General features: G+C 74.5%; 25 protein-coding genes. 12 read left to right on the forward strand and 13 right to left on the reverse strand.

Annotation, left to right across the window (positions count from 1 at the left end; translation table 11 throughout):
• Positions 1-353: 353 nt before the first annotated feature.
• Entirely contained in the window at positions 354-1472 is a 1119-nt protein-coding gene (locus tag AB0L29_RS04100; RefSeq protein ID WP_365823085.1) for a helix-turn-helix domain-containing protein, read from the reverse strand.
• Between the two features lie 71 nt (positions 1473-1543).
• On the opposite strand from AB0L29_RS04100, the gene AB0L29_RS04105 reads away from it, so the two are divergent.
• Positions 1544-2875, forward strand: coding sequence for an MFS transporter (locus AB0L29_RS04105; RefSeq protein ID WP_365823087.1), 1332 nt, complete (start codon positions 1544-1546; stop codon positions 2873-2875).
• 90 nt (positions 2876-2965) lie between these two features.
• Here the strand turns inward: AB0L29_RS04105 and AB0L29_RS04110 are convergent, their stop codons facing one another.
• The gene (locus AB0L29_RS04110; RefSeq protein ID WP_365823089.1) at positions 2966-4168 is read right to left on the reverse strand and encodes an NAD(P)/FAD-dependent oxidoreductase; all 1203 of its coding nucleotides are present in this window, start codon (positions 4166-4168) and stop codon (positions 2966-2968) included.
• A 273-nt stretch (positions 4169-4441) separates the two neighbouring features.
• Here AB0L29_RS04110 and AB0L29_RS04115 point away from each other — a divergent pair, with 273 nt between their 5' ends.
• Positions 4442-4654: a DUF4287 domain-containing protein gene (locus AB0L29_RS04115; RefSeq protein WP_365823091.1), complete on the forward strand. Its 213-nt coding sequence runs from the start codon at positions 4442-4444 to the stop codon at positions 4652-4654.
• 16 nt (positions 4655-4670) lie between these two features.
• On the opposite strand, the gene AB0L29_RS04120 is transcribed toward AB0L29_RS04115, so the two are convergent.
• The 3 genes from AB0L29_RS04120 to AB0L29_RS04130 all read right to left on the reverse strand — a co-directional run bounded on the left by AB0L29_RS04120 (position 4671) and on the right by AB0L29_RS04130 (position 6559).
• Positions 4671-5336, reverse strand: a complete 666-nt coding sequence (locus AB0L29_RS04120) for a pyridoxal 5'-phosphate synthase (RefSeq protein WP_365823093.1) — start codon at positions 5334-5336, stop codon at positions 4671-4673.
• 10 nt (positions 5337-5346) lie between these two features.
• On the reverse strand, positions 5347-5805 hold the full coding sequence (locus AB0L29_RS04125; RefSeq protein ID WP_365823095.1) for a pyridoxamine 5'-phosphate oxidase family protein: 459 nt from the start codon (positions 5803-5805) through the stop codon (positions 5347-5349).
• Positions 5806-5932: 127 nt separating this feature from the next.
• Positions 5933-6559, reverse strand: coding sequence for a LysE family translocator (locus tag AB0L29_RS04130; protein WP_365823097.1), 627 nt, complete (start codon positions 6557-6559; stop codon positions 5933-5935).
• An 82-nt stretch (positions 6560-6641) separates the two neighbouring features.
• Here AB0L29_RS04130 and AB0L29_RS04135 point away from each other — a divergent pair, with 82 nt between their 5' ends.
• Positions 6642-7094, forward strand: coding sequence for an Lrp/AsnC family transcriptional regulator (locus AB0L29_RS04135; RefSeq protein WP_365823429.1), 453 nt, complete (start codon positions 6642-6644; stop codon positions 7092-7094).
• 91 nt (positions 7095-7185) lie between these two features.
• Here the strand turns inward: AB0L29_RS04135 and AB0L29_RS04140 are convergent, their stop codons facing one another.
• The gene (locus AB0L29_RS04140; RefSeq protein ID WP_365823099.1) at positions 7186-7833 is read right to left on the reverse strand and encodes a TetR family transcriptional regulator; all 648 of its coding nucleotides are present in this window, start codon (positions 7831-7833) and stop codon (positions 7186-7188) included.
• A 122-nt stretch (positions 7834-7955) separates the two neighbouring features.
• Here AB0L29_RS04140 and AB0L29_RS04145 point away from each other — a divergent pair, with 122 nt between their 5' ends.
• Both AB0L29_RS04145 and AB0L29_RS04150 read left to right on the forward strand, forming a co-directional pair.
• The gene (locus tag AB0L29_RS04145; RefSeq protein ID WP_365823101.1) at positions 7956-8678 is read left to right on the forward strand and encodes a VOC family protein; all 723 of its coding nucleotides are present in this window, start codon (positions 7956-7958) and stop codon (positions 8676-8678) included.
• A 189-nt stretch (positions 8679-8867) separates the two neighbouring features.
• Entirely contained in the window at positions 8868-11240 is a 2373-nt protein-coding gene (locus AB0L29_RS04150; protein ID WP_365823103.1) for a serine/threonine-protein kinase, read from the forward strand.
• A gap of 206 nt (positions 11241-11446) precedes the next feature.
• Here AB0L29_RS04150 and AB0L29_RS04155 read toward each other — a convergent pair whose 3' ends face one another.
• Complete coding sequence (locus tag AB0L29_RS04155; RefSeq protein ID WP_365823105.1) at positions 11447-11593, reverse strand: hypothetical protein; 147 nt, start codon at positions 11591-11593, stop codon at positions 11447-11449.
• Positions 11594-11800: 207 nt separating this feature from the next.
• Positions 11801-14755: a BTAD domain-containing putative transcriptional regulator gene (locus AB0L29_RS04160; protein ID WP_365823107.1), complete on the reverse strand. Its 2955-nt coding sequence runs from the start codon at positions 14753-14755 to the stop codon at positions 11801-11803.
• Between the two features lie 235 nt (positions 14756-14990).
• Here AB0L29_RS04160 and AB0L29_RS04165 point away from each other — a divergent pair, with 235 nt between their 5' ends.
• Complete coding sequence (locus AB0L29_RS04165; protein WP_365823431.1) at positions 14991-15815, forward strand: endonuclease/exonuclease/phosphatase family protein; 825 nt, start codon at positions 14991-14993, stop codon at positions 15813-15815.
• Positions 15816-15843: 28 nt separating this feature from the next.
• Here the strand turns inward: AB0L29_RS04165 and AB0L29_RS04170 are convergent, their stop codons facing one another.
• Positions 15844-17364, reverse strand: a complete 1521-nt coding sequence (locus AB0L29_RS04170) for a CehA/McbA family metallohydrolase (protein ID WP_365823109.1) — start codon at positions 17362-17364, stop codon at positions 15844-15846.
• Positions 17365-17592: 228 nt separating this feature from the next.
• Here AB0L29_RS04170 and AB0L29_RS04175 point away from each other — a divergent pair, with 228 nt between their 5' ends.
• The 3 genes from AB0L29_RS04175 (at position 17593) to AB0L29_RS04185 (ending at position 21724) form a co-directional block, all read left to right on the forward strand.
• On the forward strand, positions 17593-18441 hold the full coding sequence (locus tag AB0L29_RS04175; RefSeq protein WP_365823111.1) for an LLM class F420-dependent oxidoreductase: 849 nt from the start codon (positions 17593-17595) through the stop codon (positions 18439-18441).
• Between the two features lie 38 nt (positions 18442-18479).
• Positions 18480-21065: a bifunctional FO biosynthesis protein CofGH gene (locus AB0L29_RS04180; RefSeq protein WP_365823113.1), complete on the forward strand. Its 2586-nt coding sequence runs from the start codon at positions 18480-18482 to the stop codon at positions 21063-21065.
• 92 nt (positions 21066-21157) lie between these two features.
• Positions 21158-21724, forward strand: coding sequence for a hypothetical protein (locus AB0L29_RS04185; protein ID WP_365823115.1), 567 nt, complete (start codon positions 21158-21160; stop codon positions 21722-21724).
• Here AB0L29_RS04185 and AB0L29_RS04190 read toward each other — a convergent pair.
• The 4 genes from AB0L29_RS04190 to AB0L29_RS04205 all read right to left on the reverse strand — a co-directional run bounded on the left by AB0L29_RS04190 (position 21717) and on the right by AB0L29_RS04205 (position 23570).
• Entirely contained in the window at positions 21717-22223 is a 507-nt protein-coding gene (locus AB0L29_RS04190; protein ID WP_365823117.1) for a DUF2165 domain-containing protein, read from the reverse strand. The two genes, AB0L29_RS04185 and AB0L29_RS04190, sit on opposite strands and share 8 nt — an antisense overlap.
• Positions 22224-22307: 84 nt before the next feature.
• Entirely contained in the window at positions 22308-22523 is a 216-nt protein-coding gene (locus AB0L29_RS04195) for a DUF397 domain-containing protein (protein WP_365823119.1), read from the reverse strand.
• 52 nt (positions 22524-22575) lie between these two features.
• The gene (locus tag AB0L29_RS04200; RefSeq protein ID WP_365823121.1) at positions 22576-22761 is read right to left on the reverse strand and encodes a DUF397 domain-containing protein; all 186 of its coding nucleotides are present in this window, start codon (positions 22759-22761) and stop codon (positions 22576-22578) included.
• Positions 22758-23570, reverse strand: a complete 813-nt coding sequence (locus AB0L29_RS04205) for a helix-turn-helix transcriptional regulator (RefSeq protein WP_365823123.1) — start codon at positions 23568-23570, stop codon at positions 22758-22760. The genes AB0L29_RS04200 and AB0L29_RS04205 overlap by 4 nt, the downstream gene beginning before the upstream one ends.
• 113 nt (positions 23571-23683) lie before the next feature.
• Between AB0L29_RS04205 and AB0L29_RS04210 the strand changes: the two genes are divergently transcribed.
• The 3 genes from AB0L29_RS04210 (at position 23684) to AB0L29_RS04220 (ending at position 25478) form a co-directional block, all read left to right on the forward strand.
• Positions 23684-24118 carry an ATP-binding protein gene (locus tag AB0L29_RS04210; protein WP_365823125.1) on the forward strand — a complete coding sequence of 145 codons (435 nt, stop codon included), beginning with the start codon at positions 23684-23686 and terminating at the stop codon, positions 24116-24118.
• Positions 24119-24343: 225 nt separating this feature from the next.
• Positions 24344-25156: a helix-turn-helix domain-containing protein gene (locus AB0L29_RS04215; protein WP_365823127.1), complete on the forward strand. Its 813-nt coding sequence runs from the start codon at positions 24344-24346 to the stop codon at positions 25154-25156.
• The gene (locus tag AB0L29_RS04220; protein WP_365823129.1) at positions 25143-25478 is read left to right on the forward strand and encodes a hypothetical protein; all 336 of its coding nucleotides are present in this window, start codon (positions 25143-25145) and stop codon (positions 25476-25478) included. Before AB0L29_RS04215 ends, AB0L29_RS04220 begins: the two co-directional genes overlap by 14 nt.
• The last annotated feature ends 61 nt before the right edge of the window (positions 25479-25539 follow it).

The raw sequence follows: 25539 nt of genomic DNA on the forward strand, positions 1-25539 counted from the left end.
CGCCGGGCCCCGGAGCGGGCCTCCTTCTTCTCCACAGGATGTGGACAACTTTTCGAGACACGACCGCCCGGCGGAAGACCCGGGCGCGGGGCGGACGGCGCGCGCGTACCGGCCCCCGGCCTGCGCACGGGCCCCGACGGCGGTTTTCCACAGGCCGGCGGGGCGGGTCGTCCACAAGCCCGGAAAGCGGCTGGGGCGTCGCCGGCCCCGCCTCCTGCCGTCATCGCGCGACCTGCCGCGACGCCGCATCCGAACAAGTCCTGATCTGGTCCGCGACCGCCGCGGCCGCCCGCCGCCCGTGGCCACGGGCTCCTTGGGGCCGGTCCTCCTGGCGCGCGAACGCCCGGGCGGCTTCAGGCCCGGGCGGTGGTGCCCCCGGTCCGGACGGCGTGGCTTCCGCCGGCGCCGGCGCTCCCCGGATCCCCGGTGTCCCCGCGCCCGGCACCCGCCCCCGCGGACCTTCCGGCCCGGAAGGTCCGGCGATACGCGGTCGGGGTGACGCCGAGCGCCGCCTGTAGGTGCCGGCGCATCGACTGGGCCGTGCCGAAGCCCGCGTCGCGGGCCACCCGGTCGACGGACAGGCCGGTGGTCTCCAGCAGGTGCCGGGCCCGTTCCACGCGCTGCTGGGTGAGCCACTGCCCCGGGCTGACGCCGACCTCCTCGCGGAAGCGGCGGGTGAAGGTCCGCACGGACATGGACTCCTGCGCGGCCATGTCCCGCAGCTGGACCGGCTCGTGGAGGTGGCCGAGCGCCCAGGCGCGGGCGGCGGTCGTGGACGCCTGCTGCGGATCGGGCACCGGCCGCTGGATGTACTGGGCCTGCCCGCCGTCGCGGTGCGGCGGCACGACCGTGCGGCGCGCCACGTCGTTGGCGACGGCGGCGCCGTGGTCGCGGCGCACGATGTGCAGGCACAGGTCGATGCCCGCGGCGACGCCCGCGGAGGTCAGCACGTCGCCGTCGTCGATGAACAGCACGTCCGGGTCGACCCTGACGCGCGGGAAGAGCCGCTGGAGGCGTTCGGCGTCGGCCCAGTGGGTGGTGGCGGGGCGGCCGTCGAGGCGGCCGGCGGCGGCCAGGACGTAGACGCCGGTGCAGATGGAGGCGAGCCGGGTGCCGGGCCGGACGTGCGCGAGCGCGGCGGCCAGTTCGTCGGTCAGCACGCCCTGCTCGAAGACCGGGCCGAGTTCGTAGGAGGCCGGGACGATCACGGTGTCGGCGGTGGCCAGGGCCTCCGGGCCGTTGCCGACGTGGATGGCGAAGTCGGCGTCGGTCCGGACCGGGCCGGGCGGCCGGACGGAGCAGGTGACCACCTCGTACAGGTGCCGGCCCCGGGCGTCCTTGGGGCGGCCGAAGATCCGGTGCGGGATGCCCAGTTCGAAGGGGAGCAGCCCGTCCAGGGCGAGGACGACGACGCGGTGCGGACGGAAGGGGGGCCCGTCGGCCGCATCCGGCCCGCCTGGTCCAGGGGTCATGGCCCGATCCTAGCGAATGCTGTCTTCCGGGCCACTCGATGCGGCCGGCCGCGGGCCGGAAGCTCTAGGGCGTGACCCAGACAAGTGACGCCACGACAGCCGGCCGGAAGCCGGAGCCCTCCCGCCCGCGCCCGCGGCGCAGCCGCACGACCTCGCTGCACCGCGCCTGGTTCGTCGCCGCCGTCACCTTCGTGACGATCATCGGCGCCGCCGCCTTCCGCTCCCTGCCCGGGCTGCTCATCGACCCGCTGCACCGGGAGTTCGGCTGGTCGCGCGGCACCATCGGCGCCGCGGTCTCCGTCAACCTCGCGCTGTACGGGCTGACGGCCCCGTTCGCGGCGGCGCTGATGGACCGCTTCGGCATCCGCCGGGTGGTCGCCGGCGCGCTGACCGTGATCGCGATCGGCTCGGGCGCCACGGTGTGGATGACCTCGGCCTGGCAGCTGATGCTCTGCTGGGGCCTGCTCGTCGGCCTCGGCTCCGGCTCCATGGCGCTGGCGTTCGCCGCGACGGTCACCGACCGCTGGTTCACCGAGCGGCGCGGCCTGGTCAGCGGCATCCTCACCGCCGCCTCGGCCTCCGGGCAGCTGGTCTTCCTCCCCCTGCTGTCCTGGATCGTCGAGAGGCACGACTGGCGCCCGGCCGCCGTCACGGTCGCCCTCGCCGCCCTCGCGGTCGTGCCGTTCGTCTGGCTCCTGCTCCACGACCACCCCGCGGACCTGGGTCAGAAGCCCTACGGCGCGCGGGAGTTCGTGCCGAAGCCCGCGCCGGTGCCGGGCGCCGCGCGCCGCGCGGTGGGCGTGCTGTTCTCGGCCGTGCGCACCGGCCCGTTCTGGCTGCTGGCCGGCACCTTCGCGATCTGCGGCGCCTCGACCAACGGCCTGATCCAGACCCACTTCGTGCCCGCCGCCCACGACCACGACATCCCCCTGACCGCCGCCGCCTCCCTGCTCGCCGTCATCGGCGTGTTCGACGTGGTCGGCACCATCGCCTCCGGCTGGTTCACCGACCGCTTCGAACCGCGCCGCCTGCTCGCGGTCTACTACGCGCTGCGCGGCGTCTCGCTGCTCTTCCTGCCGATGCTGCTGCCGCTCGGCGTCCACCTGCCGATGGTGTTCTTCATCGTCTTCTACGGCCTGGACTGGGTCGCCACCGTGCCGCCCACCCTGGCCCTGTGCCGGGAGCAGTACGGCGAGGACAGCGCGATCGTCTTCGGCTGGGTGCTGGCCTCCCACCAGGTCGGCGCCGCCCTCGTCGCCTTCCTCGGCGGCGTCGCCCGCGACGCCTTCGGCTCGTACGACGTCGTCTGGTACGCCTCCGGGGCCCTGTGCGCGGCGGCCGCGCTCATGGCGCTGGTGATCCGGCGCCGGCCGTCGGGGCCGCTGTCGCCGGCCGTGTCCTGAACGCGTCCTGAACGCGTCCGCTTCCGGCGTCCCGCGGGCGCCGCGGGGGCGGCCCCGCTCGCGCGGGGGCGGCCGGGCCCGCGCGGGCGCTCACCGCGGCAGCCGGGACACCGCCCCCGTGTCGTCCCGGGCGATGGCCTTCGCGATCTTCCGTGCGTCGACGGCCAGTTCGCGGAGCATGCCGCTGATGGGGTTGGTGAAGCCGGTGAAGTACAGGCCGGGCGCGTCCCGCGGGGTGCGGGCGCCGCGCACCACCGGTCTGCCGCGCTCGTCGAGCACGCCGAGGTGCCCGACGAGCCCTTCCAGGGTGCGGACGTAACCGGTGGCGGCGACGACGGCGTCCGGTTCGACGCGGCTGCCGTCGGCGAGGGCGACCTTGCCGTCCTCGAAGCCCTCCACGGCGGCCACGACCTCGACCCTGCCCCTGCGCACCGCGTCGATCAGGCCGACGTCCTGGACCGGGACGGCACCTTGGGCGGCCCGGCTGAGCAGGCCGGTGCCGGGGCGGGGCAGGCCGTGGGCCGACAGGTCCGGCACGCTGAGCCGGGCCAGCGGCCGGGCCAGCCGGTCGACGAGCCGGGCCGGCAGGTGCCGTACCAGCACGCCCGAGTACTGGGCGGCCCAGCCCGCGGTGGAGCGGCGCACGATGTGCGGGGCGGTGCGCACCGACAGCCGCACCCGGCGGGCGCCGCCCTCCGCCAGGTCGACGGCGATCTCGGCGCCGGTGTTGCCGGCGCCCACGACGAGGACGTCACGGCCGGCGAAGGGCTCGGCGTTGTGGTAGGCGCAGGCGTGCAGGAACTCGCCGCGGTAGGTGGCGCGGCCGGGCCAGTCCGGGACGCGCGGGGTGTGGTTGTGGCCGGTGGCGACGACGACCGCGGCGCCGGTCAGCTCCCGGCCCCCGGTGGCGCGCAGCAGCCAGCCGGTGCCGTCGGGCGTGCGCTCGACGCGGGAGACCTCCACGCCGGTGACGATCTCCAGCCGGTGGTGCTCGGCGTACTTCTCCAGGTAGCGCACCACGTCGTCCCGGGACACCCACCGTCCGAACCGGCGGGGCATGGGCAGCCCGGGCAGGCTCGACAGGCGCCGGGTGGTGTGCAGGCGCAGCCGGTCGTAGTGGCGCCGCCAGGACGCCCCGACGCGGTCGGACTTCTCCAGGACGACGGCCCGGATGCCCCGGGCGCGCAGTGCGTACGCGACGGAGAGCCCGCCGGGGCCGCCGCCGACGACGTAGACGGGGCGGTCGGCGGGATGCGGCACCGCCGGTGGTGCGGACGCTGTGGAGTCGGCCATGGGCGCGAGCGTAGCCACGCACCCGCTTGATGGGTCTCGGTCAAGACCGGAATCGGTTGCGGATTGATCACGGCTGTGGGCGGATCGGTCACGAGCGGGGGAGGAGAGGTGGGGTCCGGCCGGGTCGCCGGGCGCCGCGGATTCGCCTGCGGGGGCACCCTGCGCGGGGCGGTGCGGCCGTCCGGAGGGTGTGACGCGGATCACCCCACAGGATCGATCGGTCCGCGCCGCTCCTCCGGTCGTACGGGTGACACCGCAGAAAGGAACCCCGCCATGACCGCACCCGTGAAGGGCCCCGCCTCCTACTTCCCCTCCATCGAGAAGAAGTACGGCCGCCCGGTCGCGGAGTGGAAGGACCTCATCCGCTCCTCGCCCCTGACGAAGCACATGGAGCTCGTGACCTGGCTCAAGACCGAGCACGGCCTCGGCCACGGCCACGCCAACGCGCTGGTGGCCCACACCCTCGCCGAGGACAGCGGCGCGTGACGTCCCGGGGGACCGCTCACGGCCACAGCAGGTCCCGGGCCCAGCCCTCCTCCTCGCGCCGGTAGCGCAGCCGCAGGTGCCGCCGGTCCGCGTCGCCCTGGAAGAACTCCGCCTCCTGCGGCCGGAGCCGGTAGAGGGTCCAGGACGGGGCGGGGGTCTCGGGCTCGCGGCGGGCCCGTTCCCAGGCCGCCTCGGAGGCCCGCGCCAGCTCGTCCACCGACGCCAGGACCTCGCTCTGGCGTCCGGTCAGCGCGGCGGCCAGGGCGCCGGTGGAGCGGGCGTGCAGATCGGCCTGCGCCTCCTCGGCCGGGGCGACGGCGACCGGGCCGCGCAGGCGCACCTGGCGGCCCAGGACGGGCCAGTAGAAGCAGAGCGCGGCGTACGGGCGGGCGGCGAGGTGGCGGCCCTTGCGGCTGCCGGTGTGGCTCGCGAAGGACCAGCCGTGCGCGTCCGCGCCGTGCAGCACCACGATCCTCACGTCGGGCAGGCCCTCGTCGTCGGAGGTCGCCAGCGACATGGTGTGCGGCTCGGGCTGCCCGGCCGCCACCGCCTCCGCGAACCACCGCGCGAACAGGGGCAGCGGGTCGGCGGGCGCGGCGGCCGGGTCGAAGGGCGGCAGCTCGGTGACCTCCGGGTCCCACACCCGCAGGGACCGCAGCAGCTGATGAAGATCCGTTTTCACTCCACGATTGTCACGCGGGCCCGGCTCCCTCGGGGCCGTAGTCGGAGACCGCGCCGAGGTCGGAGGAGACCCAGCGCTCGGGCCGCATGCGGACGACCACCTGCTCGCCGTGGTTCTCCAGGGAGTACTCCACGTAGGAGTCGACCACCTCGGCGGGCAGGTAGCGGGCCGAGATCTCCCGGAGCTGCTCGGCGGTGGCGGGGGCCGTCCCGACGACCGGCCCCTCCACCGACACGTACCGGATGGTGGGCTCCTGCCGGTCGGCCATCAGGGAGAACCGGCCCGCCGCCTGGATCAGCCGGTACTTGCGGGAGTCCCGCCCGGTCATGATCCAGGCGTCGCCGCCGGGCTCGTACTGGTACCAGATCGGCACGGTGAGCGGGGCCCGGCCCGGGCCCGCGTCCACCGCCAGCGCGGCGATGTGGGGTTCGGCCAGGAACTTCTCGCGCTCTTCGCGGCTCAGGGCCATGTCGCTGTCCTCCGGGCTCGGGCTTCGTCGGCCTTCCTCCCTGTGCCAACACCCCTGACGGGTGTGGATGTTCCCCCTCCGCCGGTCCGGGCGGCCCGGGCGTCCGGGCTCGTCCGCGGGCGGGCCCCTACAGGGTCGCCAGGCGCTGGACGAGGAGCAGGGCCCCGATGCCGAGCATCGCCGCGCCCGAGGTGCGCACCACCGCCCGGGCCGCGGCCGGACGCGCCCCGAGGACGGCGCGCGCCGCGCCGCCGACCGTGAGGTAGACGGCGGCGCAGCACCCCATGTGCAGCAGTCCCAGCACGCCGGTCTGCGCCGGCACGGGCAGGTGCGCGGTGCCGCCGGTCACCAGGAACTGCGGCAGGACGGAGAGGTAGAGCAGCAGCCCCTTGGGGTTCAGGCCGCTGATCGCGGCCCCGCGCAGGAAGGCGCGGGCGCCGCTCGCCGCGACGGCCGCCCCGTCCGCGCCCGGGGTGCCCGGCCGGCGCAGCACGCCCCAGCCGAGCCGCACCAGGTACGCCGCCCCCGCCACCGTCAGCACGGTGAGCAGCACGGGCGACCCGGCCACCAGCACCGCCAGCCCGGCCGCCGCCAGCACCGTGTGCAGGGCGTATCCGGTCACCAGGCCTCCGACCGCCGGGAGGACCGACCGGCCGCGCAGCCCGGCCGAGATCGTGTACGCCCAGTCCGCACCCGGTACGCACACCAGCAGCAGGTCCACGGCGAGGAAGGAGAGGAGTGTTGCGGAGTCCATGGCGGGGACATTAGGCGGATCCGGCCCGAAAGTGTTCCCGAAGTTTCTCCGCTTTCTCGCACACCGGGGCAGAATCTTCCCCATAGACGACGTGGACCGGAAGATTCTTGCGGAGCTCCAGCAGGACGGGCGACTGACCGTGACCGAGCTGGCCGCGCGGGTGCGGCTGAGCGTCTCGCCCTGCCACCGGCGGCTGCGCGAGCTGGAGCGGTCGGGGGCGATCAGCGGCTACCGGGCGGTGGTGGACCCGTCCGCCGTCGGGCTGGCCTTCGAGGCGCTGGTCTTCGTCTCCATGCGGCAGGAGGACCGGGACACGGTCGTCGGGTTCGAGCGGGCGGTGGGCGAGGTCGCGGAGGTGGTGGAGGCGCAGCGGCTGTTCGGGGAGCCGGACTACCTGCTCCGGGTGGTGGCCGCCGACCTCGCGGCCTACCAGCGGCTCTACGACGAACGGCTCGCCACCCTGCCGGGGGTGCAGCGGCTGACGTCCACGCTGGTGATGAAGCACGTGGTCAAGGACCGCCCGCTGCCCGCCTAGCGGGCGCCGGGGAAACGCGACAGGCGGCGGTCCACCCGGGTGGACCACCGCCTGCCAGACAGGACTTGAGCGCGGGACGCGCCGGACCGGGCTACCGGGTCGGCTTCTTCCCGGTGATGCCCAGATGCACCAACAGTGCGAGGTTCGGCTTGAGTTCGGCCTGCTTGACGCCCCAGGTGGAGAAGCCCTTCTGGTGCGAGGCCGCGGCCGCGAGCATCGTCACGACCGAACCGGCCACCGCCGCCGGGTTCACGTCCTTGTCGACCTTGCCCTTGGAGCGCAGCTCGGTCACGGTGTCCGCGAGGGAGCCGTTCACCGAGTTGAGGATCTTCATGCGGAGCTTGTAGAAGCGCTTGTCGCCCTCGGCGGCACCGAGGTCGACCACGCGCAGGATCGCCTCGTTGGCGCGCCAGAACTCCAGGAAGCCGTCCACGAGTTCCTGCGCGGTCTGCCAGCCCGCCCTGCCGGTCCATGACCGTCCCTGCAGCAGCTGCGTCAGCCCGGCGCTCTCGGCGGCCGTCTGCTCGGCTATCTCCAGGACGGCGCCCTCGACGTCCGGGAAGTACTGGTAGAAGGTCGCGGGCGAGGTGCCTGCCTTCCGGGCGACGTCGATGACCTTGACGTCCCGGTACGGAGAGGAACTGAGCATCTCGCTGAGGCAGTCCAGCAGCTTCTGCCGGGTCGCCTGCCCGCGCCGGCCGGCCACCCGGCCGTCGACGGTACGCACTTGTCCTGTCATGCAGTCAGCTTACCGACGCGTGATGGGGACGCGATTCGGCCGCCTGCAAATGGGGTGCGTGGGGATGCGGAGGCTGATGTGCCTGGTCTGCGGGCTGCGCGCGGCGCGGTTACTTTGACGGCATGGCCGAAAACAGCGCATCGATGTACGGAGAGGGCGTCCCCTGCTGGCTGGACGCGCAGCTGCCCGACGTCGAGGCGGGCAAGCGGTTCTACGGCGCGCTCTTCGGGTGGACCTTCGAGGCGCGGACCGGCTTCGCCGTCTGGGCGCTGAAGGACGGCGAGCCCGTCGCCGCGCTCGTACCCAAGACGGACGGCCGGCTGCCCACCACCTGGACGGTGTACTTCGCGACCCCGGACGCCGCGGCGCTGGCCGGCCGCGTCCGCGCGGCCGGCGGGCAGGTCGTCTCCGCGCCCCTGCCGGTCGACGGACTGGGCGTCACCGCCCTGGTCGCCGACCCCCAGGGCGCCGTCTTCGCGCTCTGGCAGCCGGGCGGCCACCCCGGCTTCGGCAGGCGCCGCGAGCCGGGCACCTTCGCCTGGGCCGAGCTGTACACCCGCGACACCGGGGCGGCCGACGACTTCTACGGCGGCCTCTTCCGCGACGCCCTGTCCGGGGCGGGCGCCGGGCCCGACTTCGGCCGCGCCCCGGTCTCCGACGTCTTCCCGCCCGAGATGCCGCCCCACTTCCTCGTCCACTTCGCCGTGCGGGACGTCCCGGCCGCGCTGGAGGAGGTGACCCGGCTCGGCGGGCGCGTCCAGGCGCCGCCCTTCGGGACGAGTTACGGCACGGTCGCCGTCGTCACCGACGACCAGGGGGCGTCGTTCGCCCTGCTGCGCCGCTGAGCTGCCGCTTCTCGGCCCTTTTTCCTCCGTATATGGTGCTGGACACCCTTTTTCTCACCGGGTTCGCAACCAGCGCTCCGGACAGGAAGAATCGGGGTGCGTGCCGCCATGGCGGTGCGGTGGTGAGACGCTGCACGGGGTCGCGTACAGATGTGACCGGCGCGGCTCGTACGGGGAGGTGGCAGGCAAGTGGTGGATCAGCTGACGCAGCACGATCCGCGGCGGATCGGGCCGTTCGAGGTGCTGGGACGGCTGGGTGCCGGCGGCATGGGGCTGGTCTATCTCGCGCGCTCGGCGTCCGGCCGGCGCGTGGCGATCAAGACGGTCCGCACCGAGCTGGCCGAGGACCAGCTCTTCCGGGTCCGCTTCACCCGCGAGGTGGAGGCGGCCCGGGCGGTCTCCGGCTTCTACACGGCGGCCGTCGTCGACGCCGACCCGCGCGCCGCCGTGCCGTGGCTGGCCACCGCGTACGTCCCCGCGCCCTCCCTCGAGGAGATAGTGAACGAGTGCGGGCCGCTGCCGGCCCAGGCGGTGCGCTGGCTGGCGGCGGGCGTCGCCGAGGCCCTCCAGTCGATCCACGGCGCCGGGCTGGTCCACCGCGACCTGAAGCCCTCCAACGTCCTCGTCGTCGAGGACGGCCCCCGGGTGATCGACTTCGGCATCGCCTCCGGCGTCTCCAACACGCGTCTGACGATGACGAACGTCGCCGTCGGCACGCCCGCCTACATGTCGCCCGAGCAGGCCAAGGACTCGCGCAGCGTCACCGGCGCCAGCGACGTGTTCTCGCTGGGCTCCACCCTCGTCTTCGCGGCCACCGGACACGCCCCCTTCCACGGCGCCAACCCCGTCGAGACGGTCTTCATGCTGCTGCGCGAGGGCCCGGACCTCGACGGCCTCCCGGACGAGCTGCGCCCGCTGATCGAGTCCTGCATGCAGATGGACCCCGCGGCCCGGCCCACCCCCGCCGACCTCCAGGCCCAGCTCGCCCCGCACCTGTTCGGCTCCGGCTCCGACGACAGCGGCACGGCGTCCGCGTGGCTGCCCGAGCGGGCGGTCGGCCTGATCGAGGCGCGTCGCAACGGACGCCCGCCGGTCAAGCAGACGCCCGCCGCCCGGCCCGCCGCCCCGGCCGTCCCGCCGCCGCCCCCGCACGACCCGGTCGTCCCGGCCCCGCCGCCGGGACCCGCTCCGGTGCCCGCTCCGGTGTCCGTGCCGGCCGGCGCGCCCGACACCGGCCCCGTGCGGCTGGCCGGCGCCCCGGTGCCCATCGGCCCCGGGCCGCGCGTCGCCCGGGTCCGCGCCGCCGCCGTCCAGGCGCCCCCGCCGGAGGCCGCCCTGGCCGCCTCCTGGTCCAAGCCGCGCCCCGGCGTCAACGGCGCCGACCCCGCCGTCCCCGCGCCCCCGGCCCCGCCCGCGCCGCCCGAGCAGGCGAGCGGCTGGCGGCCCTGGCGCTTCCGCATGTCCAACGACCTCTGGGGCACCCCCTCCGTCGCCGGCGACCTGGTGTACGTCACCTCCTTCGAGGTGCACGCCCTGGACGTCGCCACCGGCCGACGCCGCTTCAAGACCCGGGACGTCGCCTGGTCGATGGCGGTCGCCGACGGCCGCGTCCACGCCTCCGACGGGCCCACCCTCTTCGCCCTGGACGCCCGCGAGGGCACCGACCTGTGGCGCCTGCAGACGGACGCCTGGGTGTACTCGCTCAAGGCCGACCGCGGCACGGTCGTCACCGGCACCCGCGGCGGCGGCGTGCAGGGCTGGGAGGCCGCGAACGGCCGGAAACTGTGGGAGGTCACCGGCTGCCAGAGCGACTTCGAGTCCCCGGAGGCGGGCCCGGCCCTCCACGACGGCACGGTGTACGTCTGGCAGGACGCCCGGCTCAGGGCCCTGGACGCCCGCACGGGCGACGAGCGCTGGTCGTACCCGATCGGCGACGCGGCCTCCTGCGGCGGCGTACCGGTCCGGCTCGTCCAGGCCCCGGACGGCTACGTGTACGTCTCCGCCGGCACCCGCGTCCTCGCCCTGGACGTGGCGGGCGGGCACGTGAAGTGGCACTTCGAGGCCCCGGCGGTCTTCCTGTCCCCGCCCGCCTTCGTGCCGGGCCCGGCCGTGACCGGCGGCGGCGTCTACCTCGCCGACTACCTCGGCACGGTGTACGCCCTCGACGCCGCCGACGGCCGCGACCGCTGGCGCATCGCGACGGAGGCCCGGGCCTCGGTCGAGCCCGTCCTGGTGGCCGCGGGCCACGTCCACGTCGGCAGCGGCAAGGGCCTGTACACGCTCGACGCCGTCACCGGCACCCCCAAGTGGCGCTTCCAGGCGGGCGGCGACATCGTGGGAGCCCCGGCGGTGGCGGAGGGCCGTATCCACTTCGGCTCCACGGACCACCTCCTCTACACCCTGAAGGCCGACGACGGCCGGCTGCGCTGGAAGCTGGCCACGGGCGGCGAGATCACCGGCTCCCCGGTCGTCCGGGACGGGGTCGTGTACGCCTGCAGCAAGGACCGCTGCGTGTACGCCCTGGACGCGGAGCTGGGCACGGGCACGGCGCGCACGGCCTGAGGCCGCCGGCCCGCGGCGGCCCGCGGCGGTCCGGGGCGGCCGTCGCGCGCGGGGGAGCGGCCCGCTCTCCCCGCGCCGCGGACGCCGGAGGAACACCCCGGAGGGCAGCGGCGAAAGAAAAAAGAGGGGGAACACACGTCGGCCGCGGTGGCTCCCCCTCCGCGCCACCGCGGCCGACGTGCGTTCCCCCGTGGACCCGACGGGCGTCAGGCCTTCTCGCTGGAGATGTGGGTGTCGAGAGGCTTGACGTCACCCGCCTTCTCCTTGCTGGAGATGTGCGTGTCCTGAGGCGTGGTGTCCCCGTCCTCGCCTCCGGAGATGTGCGTGTCCTGGGGCTTGGTCTCGTCGCTCATGTCCTGACTCTCCCTGTGTGGCGTACGTCCGTTCACGGGACGCCCGTCCGGCAGCTCCCCCGTCGGCTGCCGGACGGGCGTCCTGGGGCCGTACACCGTATCCGTACGGCCCCTCGCCCAAGCCGTCTGCCCCCCGACGCGACGGGTTGGTGGACAAGAGAATGGCCCGCGGCGATAAACGAACGATGAACGGCGCGACGCCGCAGGTCAGACGGGTACGGGATGGAGCAGTGCGCGGACCTCGGCCGCCTCGGCGGACCCCAGCGTCTCGTAGATGGCCAGGGCCTCGCGCCAGCAGGCGTGCGCGCGGTCGGGCTGGCCGAGCCCGAGCAGCGCCTTGCCCAGCACGGTCAGGATCGTGCCGCGCCGCCACTCGCCGCCGATGCCCCGCAGCGCGATGGCCTGTTCGGCGTGGGCGGCGGCCAGGGGGGCGCGGCCGGCCGCGAGGTGGACCTCGGCGATGCGGAAGTGCGTGACCCCCTCCCACAGGGGCTGGCGGTTCTCCCTGAAGACGGCGAGGGCCGCGGTGAGCTGCTCCAACGCTTCGCCGTAGCGCCCGGCGGCGGTGAGGGCGAGCCCGAGGGCGTACCGGCCGTTGGCCAGCCGCAGGGCCGAGCCGAGGCCGTCGTAGATGGCGATGCCCTGTGCCACGAGCAAGATGGCCGTGTCCGTCTTGCCCAGGGCGAGGTGGACCCGCGAGAGGTTGCACAGGGCGCTGGCCTCGCCGGGGGCGTTCGCGTCCGCGCGGAAGTTGTCCAGGGCGACGCTCAGGTGGGTCTCCGCCTCCCGGAGCCGGTTGCGGTAGAAGGCGATCACCCCGCGTTCGAGGGGCGCGTTGCAGTTGGTCCACGGGTCCTGCGGGGTGGCGAGGGCCATCGCCTTGCCGGCCTCGAAGTCCGCCTCCTCGAACCGTCCCGCGTTCACCAGGACCTGGGCCAGGGCGGTGCGCGCCTGCGCCTCGACGCGCGCGTCACCGAGCTCGTGGGCCGCCGCGCACAGGGCCGCGGCGGCCCGCTCGTAGGCGAGGGCGCCCGCTCCGGACTCGGACAGGTCCTTCGCCGACAGCAGCAGACCGGCGGCGCGGCGCAGCGTCGGCGCGCGCAACGACTGCTGCACGCAGGCCAGCAGGCACTCCGCCTCCGTGAACAGCCAGTCCAGGGCCGCTTCGCGGGAGGTGAAGGACAGCCCCTCGTGGGTGGTGGCGGCGAGGTGGTCCACCAGCCGGTCCCCGGGCCGCTCGATCGCGTAGACCCGCGCCGCCGTCGCCAGGTAGAAGTCCAGCAGCCGCGACAGCGCCGGCTCCCGCTCGCCGCAGGGCGGTTCGTCCCGTTCCGCGCACGCGCGCGCGTAGAGCCGGACCAGGTCGTGGAAGCGGTAGCGGCCGGGCGCCGCCGACTCCAGCAGGGAGGTGTCCACCAGGGACTCCAGCAGGTCCTCCGTCTCCTCCGCCGGCAGGTCCAGGACCGCCGCCGCGGCGGACAGGGAGATGTCGGGGCCGTCCGCCAGGCCCAGCAGCCGGAAGGCGCGCGCCTGGGCCGGTTCGAGCTGGCCGTAGCCCAGTTCGAAGGTGGCCTTGACCGCCAGGTCGCCGGCCTGCAGCTCGTCCAGCCGGCGGCGCTCGTCGGCCAGTTTCGCCGCCAGGACCGAGACGGTCCAGGTGCGGCGCGCCGCCAGGCGGGAGGCGGCGATGCGGATCGCCAGCGGCAGGAAGCCGCAGGCCGCGACCACGTCGAGCGCCGCGTCCCGTTCCGAGCCCACCCGCTCCTCGCCGACGATCCTGGTGAACAGCGCCAGCGCCTCGTCCGGCGCCATCACGTCCAGGTCGACGAGGTGGGCGCCCGCCAGGTCCACCATGCGCACCCGGGAGGTGACCAGCGCCGCGCAGCCGTCCGCGCCGGGCAGCAACGGCCGTACCTGGGCCGCGTCGCGGGCGTTGTCCAGCAGGACCAGCACCCTGCGGCCGTCCAGGACCGACCGGTACAGCGCCGCCCGCTCCTCCAGGGAGTCGGGGATCGCCGAGTCCGCCGTGCCCAGGGCCCGCAGGAAGGCGCCCAGGACCGTCTCGGGCTCCGCCGCCCGGGGGCCCGCGCCCTGCAGGTCCACGTACAACTGCCCGTCCGGGAAGGCCGGACGGGCCTGGTGGGCGACGTGCACCGCCAGGGTCGTCTTGCCGACGCCGCCGATGCCGGCCAGTGCCGACACGGCCATCACCCGGCCCTCGGCCCCCGACGCCAGGATCTCGCTCAGCTCCCGTACGAAGCAGGCCCGGCCGGTGAAGTCCGGTACGGTCGCGGGCAGTTGCGCCGGGCGCACCGGGACCGCGGCGGGTTCCGGCGCCGGGGACGACGGCTCGGCCAGGGCCGGGTCCGCCCGCAGGATGCGCTGCTGGAGTTCCCGCAGGTCCGGGCGGGGGTCCACGCCCAGCTCCTCCGCCAGCAGCCGCCGCGTGTCCGCGTACACCGCGAGGGCCTCCGCCTGGCGGCCGCTGCGGTACAGGGCCAGCATCAGCAGTTCGCGCAGCCGTTCGCGCAGCGGGTGCGCCGCCGTGAGCGCGGTCAGTTCGGAGACGGCCTCCGCGTGGCAGCCCTGCTCCAGGTCCATGTCGAGGCGGGACTCCAGCAGCTGCAGCCGCCACTCCTCCAGGCGCACGCGCTGCGCCTCCGCGTACGGGCCCGGCACGCCCGCCAGCGCCTCCCCGTCCCACAGGGCCAGGGCGCGCCCGAGCACCTCGCGGGCGTGGCACAGGTCCCCGGCCGACCGGGCCTTGTCCGCCTCGGCCGCCAGGTCCTGGGCGACCGTCAGGTCCAGGGCGCCCTCGCCCAGGCCCCGCAGCGCGTAGCCGCCCGACTCGCTGACCAGGACGCCCGCGTCCAGCACCTTGCGCAGCCGGGACGCGTACGTCCGCAGTGCCGCCAGGGCTTGCGAGGGCGGTTCCTCGCCCCACAGGGCGTCGATCAGCTCCGCCGCCGTGGCGGTGCGGCCCTCGCGCAGCAGCAGGGCCGCCAGCAGGGCGCGCTGCTGGGGGGAGCCGGTGGGCAGTGGCTCCTCGTCGCGCCAGGCGCGCACCGGTCCGAGCACACCGAAGCGCAGCGCCGGCGGCTCGGCCGGAGCCGGTGCGCCGGGACGCCGCCGCCCCGGTACGCGCCGCGGTACACCGTCCATGCAGTCCCCCTAGGCCTCCTGAGCAACCACGCCAGTTTGCCTTGTTCACGGCATGTGCGTCAGCCGTGCGAGACGCCGATCACAGCCCGGCGCACGGGGAGGGCACAAGGTCCACACCGGCCCCGCACAATTGCGCACGACGGCGGCCCGGGGCCGGCGCGGCGGCCCCCGCCGCGTCCGCGACGGCCCCTGCTTCAATGGTCACCACGCGGCGTGACGAGAGCGGGTGGCTGCGATGCGTGTGGTGACCTGGAACCTGTGGTGGCGCTTCGGCCCCTGGGAGGCACGGCAGAAGGCGATCCTGGCCGCCCTGCGCGAGCTGCGCCCCGACGTCGTCGGCCTGCAGGAGGTGTGGGCCGCCGACGGCGAGAACCTCGCCGAGTGGCTGGCCGGGGAACTCGGCCTGTACTGGGACTGGGCCCCCTCGCACGCCCCCGAGCGCTGGCGGCGCCGCATAGGCGACCCGGCGGTCGACATCGGCAACGCGGTGCTCAGCAGATGGCCGGTGGTGGACCGGGACGTCCTGCCGCTGCCCGCCCCCGAGGACCTCGACGACGGGCGGCTCGCCCTGTACGCGCGACTGGCCGGCCCCCGTCACGAGGTGCCCTTCTTCACCACGCACCTGACCTCCGCCCCGCACGCCTCCGCGGTGCGCTGCGGGCAGGTCGCCGCCCTCGCGGGGTTCGTCGCCGGGCACCGGGGCGGGACCGACTTCCCGCCCGTGGTCACCGGCGACTTCAACGCCTGGCCCGGCTCCGACGAGATACGGCTGCTCGGCGGCCGCCGGACCGCGCCCGCCGTCCCCGGGCAGGTGCTGGTCGACGCCTGGGAGTACGCGGACCCGGCGGCCCCCTCCGCCACCTGGGACGCGGCCAACCCGTACGTGACGGCGGGCCGCAACCCGAGCGTGCGCATCGACTACGTCCACGTCGGCCCGCCCGGCCCCGGCGGGCTCGGGCGCGTCAGGTCCGCGCGGCGGGCGGGGGACGGCCCGGTGGACGGGGTGTGGCCGTCGGACCACACGGCGGTCGTGGCCGACCTGGCGGGCCCGGCGGACTGACCCCTCCGCCCCCGCCTCCCGGGAGGACTCACCCGCGCCCCAGGAAGACCGGATTGGTGAACGCCGCCAGCGCCCCCGGCAGCGGCCCGGCGGCCGTCTCGTGCCGCAGCTCGGCCCGTACGTAGGCCGCGTGGGACGGCGTCGTGCGCCACTCGACCACGCCCGCGCCGGACACCGGCAGGGGCGCGCCGGTGTGCAGCACGCCCTGGTCGGTGACGAAGCGGACCGTGCAGCGCGGGGCGCCGGTGACCTCCAGGCGGACGGTGACGGGCGCGTCCCGGTCCACCGCCAGCCGCTCCCCGATGCCCGCGTGGGCACCGCGCCCGCCGGTGGCCCGGAACGACAGCGCGACCCTGGAGGACTCGGCCACGTACGAACGCCCGGCCCGGATGCCCTCCTGGATCGCCTCCCGGGTCAGGTCGTCGGCCAGCACCACCGTCTGGGGGTGCCCGACGGCGTCCGGGTCGCGGTGGGCGTCGCTGCTGCCCATCGCCGGGATCCAGTCCCGGCCCTCGCGCACCGACGCGACCAGCATGCCGTCCCAGTCGGCGAGCGCGACCTCGTCGTCGGGCGTGTAGGGGCCGTTCCACACCTCCACCGCGTCCGCCTCCCCGAACCCGAACTTCCAGGCGCAGCCGATGCAGGTGGCGTGCGGGTGGGCGGGGACGACGAGCCCTCCGGCGCGCCGGATCCGCCGGGCGAACCGGCCGAAGCGGTTGTCGCGGGCCCGGTAGCGCCAGTCGACGAACGTGCCCGGGTCGGTGCCGAGGGCCACCACGTGGCCGTTGCGGGTGGTGACCTCCTCGCCCAGCAGGACCAGCAGGTCCTCGCCGGCCACGTCCGCCCAGTGGGCGTGCGAGGCGTGGGTGTTGTGCTCCGAGGTGTTGATGAAGTCCAGGCCCGCCGCCCGCGCCAGCGCCCCGATCTCGGCGGGGGTGCGGCGGCCGTCGGAGTACCAGGAGTGCAGGTGGCAGTCGCCCCGGTACCAGGCGCGGCCCCGGCCCCTCGCCCGCTCCGGCGGGTACACCGGCTCGGCGGCCTCGCCCGGCTCCCCGTACGTCAGCGTGACCGTGATCTCGTAGGCCAGGCCCTGCGGGGCGACCGTGTACGGCCCGAGCGCGATGTGCCAGGTGCCCTCGCGCACCGGGCCCGGGAGGTAGCCCGGCGTGGCGTCGTCCGCGCGCAGGAAGAACTCCGTGCGCGCCCCGCCCGACCAGCCCCGGAAGCCCCGGCCGCCCAGCTCGGTGCCGCGCTCGTCGAAGATGCCGATGTCGAGGGCGTTGCCCGCGGTCCCGGCGGGCACGGAGGGGCGGTCGTAGGTGTAGGAGACCCTGATCTCCCGTACGCCGCCGGGGACTTCGACGGGGACGTACACGAAGTCGGGGGAGCCGGGCGGCAGGGTGCCGCGCACGGTCCTGGTCTCCTGGCCGCGGCCGGCCGCGGAAGCGAAGCTCACGCCTCCCAACGTAAGCGCGGCGGCGGCGCCCGTCACGAACAGGGCGCGTCTGCCGACCGCGCCGTGGCCGCCGCCGTGGTGGTCCTCGCACATGCTGCTGCTCCCGGGTGTCGTGGGTGGCGTGGCGTGGTGGTGCGGGGTGGTGCGGTGTGAGCGGTGCGGGGGGTGCGGGGTGATGCGGGGTGATGCGCGCAACCCTCGTATTGAGCAGTGAACCGCCGTGTACGGCAAGGGAGTCGGCAGTTTTCCGGGAGAAGGACGACATCCGATCCCGACCGGTCGGTATGGACAGGGGGAGCCGGGCCGGGTAGAGAGGGGGGCATGGACATCGCCGTCACGATCTTCCTCACCGACGAGACGATCACCCCGACCCGGCTCGCCCGGGAGCTGGAGCAGCGGGGCTTCGCCGGGCTGTACCTGCCCGAACACACGCACATCCCCGTCGAGCGGACCACCCCGTACCCGGCGGGCGGCGAGCTGCCGCCCGAGTACGGCCGCACCCTCGACCCCTTCGTCGCGCTCGGCCAGGCGGCGGCGGTCACCGAACGCCTCGGCCTGGGCACCGGCATCACGCTGGTCGCCCAGCACGACCCGATCGACCTCGCCAAGCAGGCCGCGACCCTGGACCACCTCTCCGGCGGGCGCTTCACACTCGGCGTCGGCTTCGGGTGGAACGTCGAGGAGGCCGCCGACCACGGTGTCCGGTGGGACACCCGGCGCGCGCTCGTCCGGGACCGGATGGCGCTGATGCGGGCGCTGTGGGCGCAGGAGCCCACCGCCTACCGGGGGGAGTTCGGCAGCGTGCGGGCCAGCCACGCCCACCCCAAGCCGGTGCGCAAGCCGCGCGGCCCGGTCGTCGGCCCGCGCACGCTGGTCGGCGGGGCGGCCGGGCCGAAGCTGTTCGCGCACATCTGCGAGTACGCCGACGGCTGGCTGCCCATCGGCGGGCGCGGCCTGTCCGAGTCCCTGCCGGCGCTGCGCGCCGCCTGGGCCGAGGCGGGCCGCGACCCGGACGACCTCCAGGTCGTCCCCTACGCCGTCCGCCCCACCCCGGGCAAGCTCGCCCACTACGCCGACCTCGGCATCCGGGAGGTGGTGGCGCAGCTGCCGCCGGCGGGGGAGGCGGAGGTGCTGCGGGCGCTGGACGGCTACGGCGCCCTCCTGGGCTGACACCGCCGCGTTGATCAGCGCGATCGTATGCTCGAAGGATGACGACTCCCGCGGCCTTTGGAACCGGTCCCACCGAGAACTCCCTGCGTCGCGCCCTCAAACGCGCCCGTGACGGCGTCTCCCTCGACGTCGCCGAGGCGGCGGTCCTGCTCCAGGCCCGCGGCGAGCACCTGGAGGACCTGGCCGCCTCGGCCGCCCGGGTGCGCGACGCGGGTCTGGAGGCGGCGGGCCGGCCCGGCGTCATCACGTACTCCAAGAGCGTCTTCATCCCCCTGACCCGGCTGTGCCGGGACAGGTGCCACTACTGCACCTTCGCCACCGTGCCCGGCAGGCTGCGCCGCGCCGGGCACGGGATGTTCATGTCCCCCGACGAGGTCCTGGACATCGCGCGCAAGGGCGCCGCCCTCGGCTGCAAGGAAGCCCTCATCACCCTCGGCGACAAGCCCGAGGACCGCTGGCCCGAGGCCCGCGAATGGCTCGACGCGCACGGCTACGACGACACGATCGCCTACGTGCGGGCCGTCTCCATCCGGATCCTGGAGGAGACCGGGCTCCTGCCGCACCTGAACCCGGGCGTCCTGACCTGGACCGACTTCCAGCGTCTGAAGCCGGTCGCCCCCAGCATGGGCATGATGCTGGAGACGACGGCGACCCGGCTGTGGTCCGAGCCGGGTGGCCCGCACCACGGCTCCCCGGACAAGGAGCCCGCCGTCCGCCTGCGGGTCCTTCAGGACGCGGGCCGCTCCTCCGTCCCCTTCACCTCCGGGATCCTCATAGGGATCGGGGAGACCTACGAGGAGCGCGCCGAGTCGCTGTTCGCGCTGCGGAAGGTGGCGCGCGCCCACCACGGCATCCAGGAACTGATCATCCAGAACTTCCGGGCCAAGCCGGACACCGCGATGCGGGGCATGCCCGACGCCGAGCTCGACGAACTGGTCGCCACGGTGGCCGTGGCCCGGCACGTCATGGGCCCCTCGGCCTGCCTCCAGGCGCCCCCCAACCTGGTCGACTCCGAGTACGAGCGCCTGATCGGCGCCGGCATCGACGACTGGGGCGGGGTCTCCCCGCTGACCATCGACCACGTCAACCCCGAGCGTCCCTGGCCGCAGATCGAGGAACTGGCGCGCAGGTCGGCGGCCGCCGGCTTCGAGCTGCGCGAACGGCTGTGCGTGTACCCGGAGTTCGTGCGCCGCGGCGAGCCCTGGCTGGACCCGCGCCTGCGCCCGCACGTCGCGGCCCTGGCGGACCCGCACACCGGCCTGGCGCGCGAGGACGCCGTCGTCGAGGGCCGCCCGTGGCAGGAGCCGGAGGAGGTGTTCACCGCCTCCGGCCGCACCGACCTGCACGCCTCGATCGACACCGAGGGCCGCAGCGCCGACCGCCGCGAGGACTTCGACGAGGTGTACGGCGACTGGGACGCCCTGCGCGAGGCCGCCGCCCCCGGCATGGCACCGGAGCGCATCGACACCGACGTGCGGCAGGCCCTTGCGACGGCCGCCGACGACCCGACGAGGCTGACCGACGCCGAGGCGCTGGCGCTGCTGCACGCGGACGGCCCGGCGCTGGACGCGCTGTGCCGGATCGCGGACGACGTGCGCAGGTCGGCGGTCGGCGACGACGTGACGTACATCGTCACCCGCAACATCAACTTCACCAACGTCTGCTACACCGGCTGCCGCTTCTGCGCCTTCGCCCAGCGCCGCACGGACGCCGACGCCTACACGCTGTCGCTGGAGCAGGTCGCCGACCGGGCCCAGCAGGCCTGGGACGTCGGCGCCGTGGAGGTCTGCATGCAGGGCGGCATCCACCCCGACCTGCCGGGCACCGCGTACTTCGACATCGCGCGGGCGGTGAAGGAGCGGGTGCCGGGGATGCACGTGCACGCCTTCTCCCCGATGGAGGTGGTCAACGGCGCGGCCCGCACCGGCCTGTCGATCCGCGAGTGGCTGACCGCCGCCAAGGAGGCGGGCCTGGACACCATCCCGGGCACGGCGGCGGAGATCCTCGACGACGAGGTCCGCTGGATCCTCACCAAGGGCAAGCTGCCCGCGGCGACCTGGATCGAGGTGGTGACCACCGCCCACGAGCTCGGCATCCGCTCGTCGTCGACGATGATGTACGGCCACGTCGACCAGCCCCGCCACTGGCTCGGCCACCTGCGCACCCTGGCCGGCATCCAGCAGCGCACGGGCGGCTTCACGGAGTTCGTGACCCTGCCGTTCGTCCACACGAACGCGCCGGTGTACCTGGCGGGCATCGCGCGCCCCGGCCCGACGGTCCGCGACAACCGCGCGGTCACGGCGATGGCGAGGCTGCTGCTGCACCCGTGGATCCCCAACATCCAGACGAGCTGGGTCAAGCTCGGCACCCAGGGCGCGGCCGAGATGCTCCGCTCCGGGGCCAACGACCTGGGCGGCACGCTGATGGAGGAGACGATCTCCCGCATGGCGGGCTCCTCGTACGGCTCGTACAAGTCGGTCCGGGACCTGGTCGCGGTCGCGGAGGCGGCGGGCCGCCCGGCGAAGCCGCGCACCACCCTCTACGGCGAGGTCCCCGAGGAGCGGCAGCGGGTGGCGCGGGCCTCCGACGGGCACCTGCCGGAGCTGCTGCCGGTACTGGACTGACGGGACGGGAAGGCGCCCGGGGTCCCCGCAGTACGATGATCGGGCCCCCGGGACGTCCGGGGCCCCGTGGCGTCCCGTAGCTGAGGAGATGCGTGCCCGTGGCTGCCCGAATTCCCTCATCGGCCTGGGTGACCGGCCTGACCGTGGGGGCGGTCGCGGCGGTGACCGTCCTGGCCGTGCAGGCGGACCGGGGGCCGCACCCCACCGCCGCGGCGGCCCGGCCGAGCGCCACGGCCTCCGCGAGCCCGCGGCCGGCCCCGAAGGAGTCCGCCCCGGCGGCGGTGCCCGACGGCTCCGGCACCGGGCGGCGCATCGTCTACTCCCTGGAACACCGGCGGGTGTGGCTGGTCGACGCCAGCGACAGCCCCCGCCGCACGTTCCCGGTGTGGCCGGGCACGGTCGACCCCGACCCCGGCACCTACACGGTCGGCACCCGGACGCAGGCCACCACCGGCTCGGACGGCGTGCAGATCGAGCACGTCGTCTACTTCGCGGCCAAGTCGGGCGTCAACATCGCCTTCTCCGCCGCCGTGGACGGCGCGTCGCCCCCGCCGCCCGCCTCCGGCACCCGCACCGGCGGCATCCGCATGAAGTCGGCGGACGGCTCGGCACTGTGGACGTTCGGAACGGCGGGGACGACGGTCGTGGTGGTCAGATAGCGTCGGCCTGCCGGGCCTGTCCGAAGGGCAGGTGGTTGACGAGCAGCACGATGCCGCTGAACGTGAACACCCGCGTCGCCGCGTCCAGCCCGTTCCAGTCCTCCGACTGCCACATCGCGAACCACTCGCCGCCGATGGCGATGAACCCGGCCCCGAACAGCAGCATGACCATCAGCAGGCCGTAGGTGGAGAACCGCCGGGCCCGGGCGTGGTCGCGCCGCGCCCACAGCCAGGTCCCGTATATCAGCACCAGCGCGGCGACGGTCTCCCAGACGATGATCGCGACGTAGGCGGCGTCCTGGAGCGGTCTGCTGGTGATCGCCCGCCACATCAGGTCCTCGTCCTTGAACGTCGTGTCCATCGCCAGGACGTGGCGCACGAACTGCTGGTTGGTGCCGAAGTCGGTGATGTTCCCGAGGGCGACGAGGGCCATGTAGAGGGCGACGCAGGCGGTCAGGAGGGTCGCCGCCAGGGGAAGCGTACGGGGGGTGGTAGTCATGCCGATCATTCTCCGCACGGGGCTCGGCGACGGGTAGGCATTGAGCCAGAACGAGGGCCGCTCCGAACCCCGTTGAGGAGGCCCTCACCCGGCGGGCGGCAGTCCCGTCCCGCCTCGGCGGGCGGCGAAACCGACGAACTCCACCCAGGAGCCGCCGGCGAAGGCGAGGCGCGGACCTGTCCTGTTCTTGGAGTCGCGGACGTGGACGGTGGTGTGGGCGGGGGGTATGGCGACTTCGACGCAGTCGGGCTCGTCGTTGCCGCTGTAGCTGCTCTTGAACCACGTCAGCGCGGAGGTCATGTCGCTTCTCCCTGTGCGTTCTCGACGGGGGCCAACGACTCCCGGTCAGGGGTCACTTGCCGACGTACGTGAGGAAGTCGGTCCAGGCGGCGGGAGCGATGGTCAGGTGGGAGGTGTCCGGGGTCTTGGAGTCGCGGACGTGGACGGTGGTGTGGGCGGGGGGTATGGCGACTTCGACGCAGTCAGGACCGTCGTTGCTGCTGTAGCTGCTCTTGATCCAGTTCAGCGTGGAGGTCATGTCTCTTCTCCCAGCACTTTTTCGATGAAGGCCATTGACTCCCGGGGGGCGAGAGCCTGCGCGCGGATCATGCCATAGCGCATCTCCAGGATCTGGACCTCCCGAGGATCGCTGATCACCCGGCTGTGCAGTTGGGCTTCCGAGTGCCCCAGCGTCTTGCCGTCGCGAAGTTTCAGCAGCCGGATCGACCCCGCCATGCCGGCGTGGACTTCCACACCCGTAGGCATCACCTGGATGGCGACATTCCGCAACTGACTTACGCGCAAAAGATGTTCGAGCTGTTGTCGCCACACCATTCTGCCGCCGATGGGCCGCCGCAGCGTCACCTCTTCCAGGACGAAGGTGAGCAGAGGCGGAGGCACCCGCTCGAAGACACGCTGGCGTGCCATGCGCGCGGCGACCTGCCGGTCGATCTCGTCTTCGGTGAGCGATGGGCTCCGCATCACGAACAAGGCCCGCGCGTACGCCTCCGTCTGAAGCAAGCCATGCATGTTGTGGTTGGCGTACGCCCCCAACTCGACCGCTTCGTCCTCCAGCTTCGCCAGGTCCCGGACCTGCTTCGGATACCGGGCCTTCTCCACGTCCTCCTTCATCGCGGCGAGCTTCCCGTCCGCCCCGAGCACCTCGTCGGCCTTGTCGAGGAAGTCCGGCTTCGGGATCCTGCGCGCACGCTCCACCGACGAGACCATCTCCTCGCCGTACCCGATCGCCGCGCCGAGTTCCGCCTGCTTCATCCCGGCGGCCTCGCGCCACATCTTGATCTGCCGCCCGACCGCCCTGAGCACGGCCGCGGCCTCCTCGTCCTCCATGTCGTCCCCTCCCGATGTACCAGCCGTACGACCCCGGCCCACGTCCGGACAGTCACTCTCCGTACCGAGGTCATCACTTTTCAGAGTAGGGGCGAACGGACACTCTGGGTGACATGAGCCAGAAATCCCTCCCGCGCACCACCGCCCCCGTCCGCCACTTCGCGGTCCAGCTGTCCTCCACCCGAAGGGGCGCCCGACTGGCCCGGCTGCTGGCGGAGCGCCAGCTCGACGAGTGGGGCGAGCCGTTCGAGGCGGCGGCGCAGGTCGTGGCCGAGCTGGCGTCGAACGCCGTGCTCCACGGGCGCGTACGGGGACGGGACTTCCGGCTCGGTCTCGGGCTCCGCCCCGACGGCACCCTCCGCGTCGAGGTCACCGACGCCCGGGGCGACCGGGTCCCGCGCGTCCCCGACCCGGTGGCGCCGGACGCGGAGTCGGGCCGGGGACTGCTGCTGGTGGCGGCGTACGCGGGCCGGTGGGGCGTGGACGCGGCGCCGGCGGGGTGCAAGACCGTGTGGGCCGAGCTGGCACCGGATCGCGCGGACCCATGACCCGGCCCGGCGCGACGCCAAAGACCAAAGAACCGGGGAAAGAACCCACCCCGCCCCCACCGCCCCCGTCGATCACCCGCAGGGGTGAACATCGCCAACTCGGCTGGCGCCAAGGGGAGTCGATGGTGCAGCGTCGGCCACGACAACCGCACACATGCATCGGCCCCCGCCGGGACTGCCATCCCAGTGCGAGGGCCTGATCACCGAGGAAGACAGGCCTTCCCGATGACTGACCAGCAGCCTAGCGCGCCCGCGCGCCCTTCGTCCGGCCGTTCCGCAGGCGGCGTCGAGCACGTCAGCGAACCCCACCACGACCGGTTCGTCGTGGTCGGCAACCACCTCGCCCAGCACCCGGAGCTGTCCCTGACGGCGATCGGTCTCGCGGTCCACATCCAGTCGCTGCCCGCCGGGACCCCGGTCGGCATCAAGGCGCTGGCCGCGAAGTTCCCCGAGGGCGAGGTCCGGATCGCCGCGGCCCTGCGGGAACTGGAAGCGCACGGGTACCTCGCTCGCCCCAAGGAGCGTCTTCAATCGGGCCGATTCGTGACCCGGACGATCTCGTACAACAAGCCCCGGACGGCCGCGGCGCCCCCCGGACCGGCACCGGCACCAGTGCCGGCACCGGCACCCGCCCCGAAGGCGCCGGACGCCGTTCCCCGGGCGCCGCACCGCGCCGCCGTCGGCCTCCTCGCCGGTCTGCGGGCCCTCGACCCCCGCCTGCTCCTCACCGAACGCGACGTGCACCGCCTGGCCCCGGACGTCTCGGCCTGGCTGGACCGGGGCGTACCGCCCGCCGTCGTGCAGCGGGCCCTGACGGCCGGACTGCCCCAGGACTCGATCAAGCACCCGGCGGCCCTCCTCGCCCACCGCCTCACCGCTCTGCTGCCGCCCCCGCTCCCCGTCCCGCCGCGCCCCGCTGCGGGCCCCGTCCCTGCCCGCCCGGACCCCTTCCAGACGTGCGACGGCTGCGACCGCGCCTTCCGCGCCCCCGGCCCCGGCCGCTGCCGCGACTGCCGCCCCTCCGATGCGGCGGCCTGACGAACCGCCGGCCCCTTCGCCCGAGCTCACCCCGGACGCGCTGCGGGCGGTGGTCGAGCGCGTCGCCCCGAGCCGGCTCCCGGACCTCACGCGGCACCTGTTCGAAGCCGCGACCAACGCCCACCGGACCCAGAGCCTCGCGCCCCTGCGGGCCTTCGTGCATTCCTGGGCGGTCCTCGTGGCGATCGAACGGAATCCGCAACGAGCCGCCCGGCTGCGTGAACTGGAGCTGACGGTGGACGCGGGGGAGCAGGACCCGGCGGAGGCCATCGCCGGGATCCGCGCGATCCGGGCGGCGGCCGAGGCCGAGGCGGGACTGTGACGGAGGGGGCGTAGTCGGCCACTCGCGGCCGCACCGGTCACTCCCCGCATTCCGGCCGACA

It is taken from the genome of Streptomyces sp. NPDC052701 (assembly GCF_040678355.1).
In the GTDB taxonomy this organism is placed as follows: Bacteria; Actinomycetota; Actinomycetes; order Streptomycetales; family Streptomycetaceae; genus Streptomyces.

Bases quoted from the DNA above. Each gene is read 5' to 3' on its own strand.
- AB0L29_RS04100 (WP_365823085.1), bottom strand. From the start codon at position 1,472: ATGACCCCTGGACCAGGCGGGCCGGATGCGGCCGACGGGCCCCCCTTC.
- AB0L29_RS04110 (WP_365823089.1), bottom strand. From the start codon at position 4,168: ATGGCCGACTCCACAGCGTCCGCACCACCGGCGGTGCCGCATCCCGCC.
- AB0L29_RS04115 (WP_365823091.1), top strand. From the start codon at position 4,442: ATGACCGCACCCGTGAAGGGCCCCGCCTCCTACTTCCCCTCCATCGAG.
- AB0L29_RS04125 (WP_365823095.1), bottom strand. From the start codon at position 5,805: ATGGCCCTGAGCCGCGAAGAGCGCGAGAAGTTCCTGGCCGAACCCCAC.
- AB0L29_RS04130 (WP_365823097.1), bottom strand. From the start codon at position 6,559: ATGGACTCCGCAACACTCCTCTCCTTCCTCGCCGTGGACCTGCTGCTG.
- AB0L29_RS04140 (WP_365823099.1), bottom strand. From the start codon at position 7,833: ATGACAGGACAAGTGCGTACCGTCGACGGCCGGGTGGCCGGCCGGCGC.
- AB0L29_RS04145 (WP_365823101.1), top strand. From the start codon at position 7,956: ATGGCCGAAAACAGCGCATCGATGTACGGAGAGGGCGTCCCCTGCTGG.
- AB0L29_RS04155 (WP_365823105.1), bottom strand. From the start codon at position 11,593: ATGAGCGACGAGACCAAGCCCCAGGACACGCACATCTCCGGAGGCGAG.
- AB0L29_RS04160 (WP_365823107.1), bottom strand. From the start codon at position 14,755: ATGGACGGTGTACCGCGGCGCGTACCGGGGCGGCGGCGTCCCGGCGCA.
- AB0L29_RS04165 (WP_365823431.1), top strand. From the start codon at position 14,991: ATGCGTGTGGTGACCTGGAACCTGTGGTGGCGCTTCGGCCCCTGGGAG.
- AB0L29_RS04170 (WP_365823109.1), bottom strand. From the start codon at position 17,364: ATGTGCGAGGACCACCACGGCGGCGGCCACGGCGCGGTCGGCAGACGC.
- AB0L29_RS04175 (WP_365823111.1), top strand. From the start codon at position 17,593: ATGGACATCGCCGTCACGATCTTCCTCACCGACGAGACGATCACCCCG.
- AB0L29_RS04180 (WP_365823113.1), top strand. From the start codon at position 18,480: ATGACGACTCCCGCGGCCTTTGGAACCGGTCCCACCGAGAACTCCCTG.
- AB0L29_RS04190 (WP_365823117.1), bottom strand. From the start codon at position 22,223: ATGACTACCACCCCCCGTACGCTTCCCCTGGCGGCGACCCTCCTGACC.
- AB0L29_RS04195 (WP_365823119.1), bottom strand. From the start codon at position 22,523: ATGACCTCCGCGCTGACGTGGTTCAAGAGCAGCTACAGCGGCAACGAC.
- AB0L29_RS04200 (WP_365823121.1), bottom strand. From the start codon at position 22,761: ATGACCTCCACGCTGAACTGGATCAAGAGCAGCTACAGCAGCAACGAC.
- AB0L29_RS04205 (WP_365823123.1), bottom strand. From the start codon at position 23,570: ATGGAGGACGAGGAGGCCGCGGCCGTGCTCAGGGCGGTCGGGCGGCAG.
- AB0L29_RS04210 (WP_365823125.1), top strand. From the start codon at position 23,684: ATGAGCCAGAAATCCCTCCCGCGCACCACCGCCCCCGTCCGCCACTTC.
- AB0L29_RS04215 (WP_365823127.1), top strand. From the start codon at position 24,344: ATGACTGACCAGCAGCCTAGCGCGCCCGCGCGCCCTTCGTCCGGCCGT.
- AB0L29_RS04220 (WP_365823129.1), top strand. From the start codon at position 25,143: ATGCGGCGGCCTGACGAACCGCCGGCCCCTTCGCCCGAGCTCACCCCG.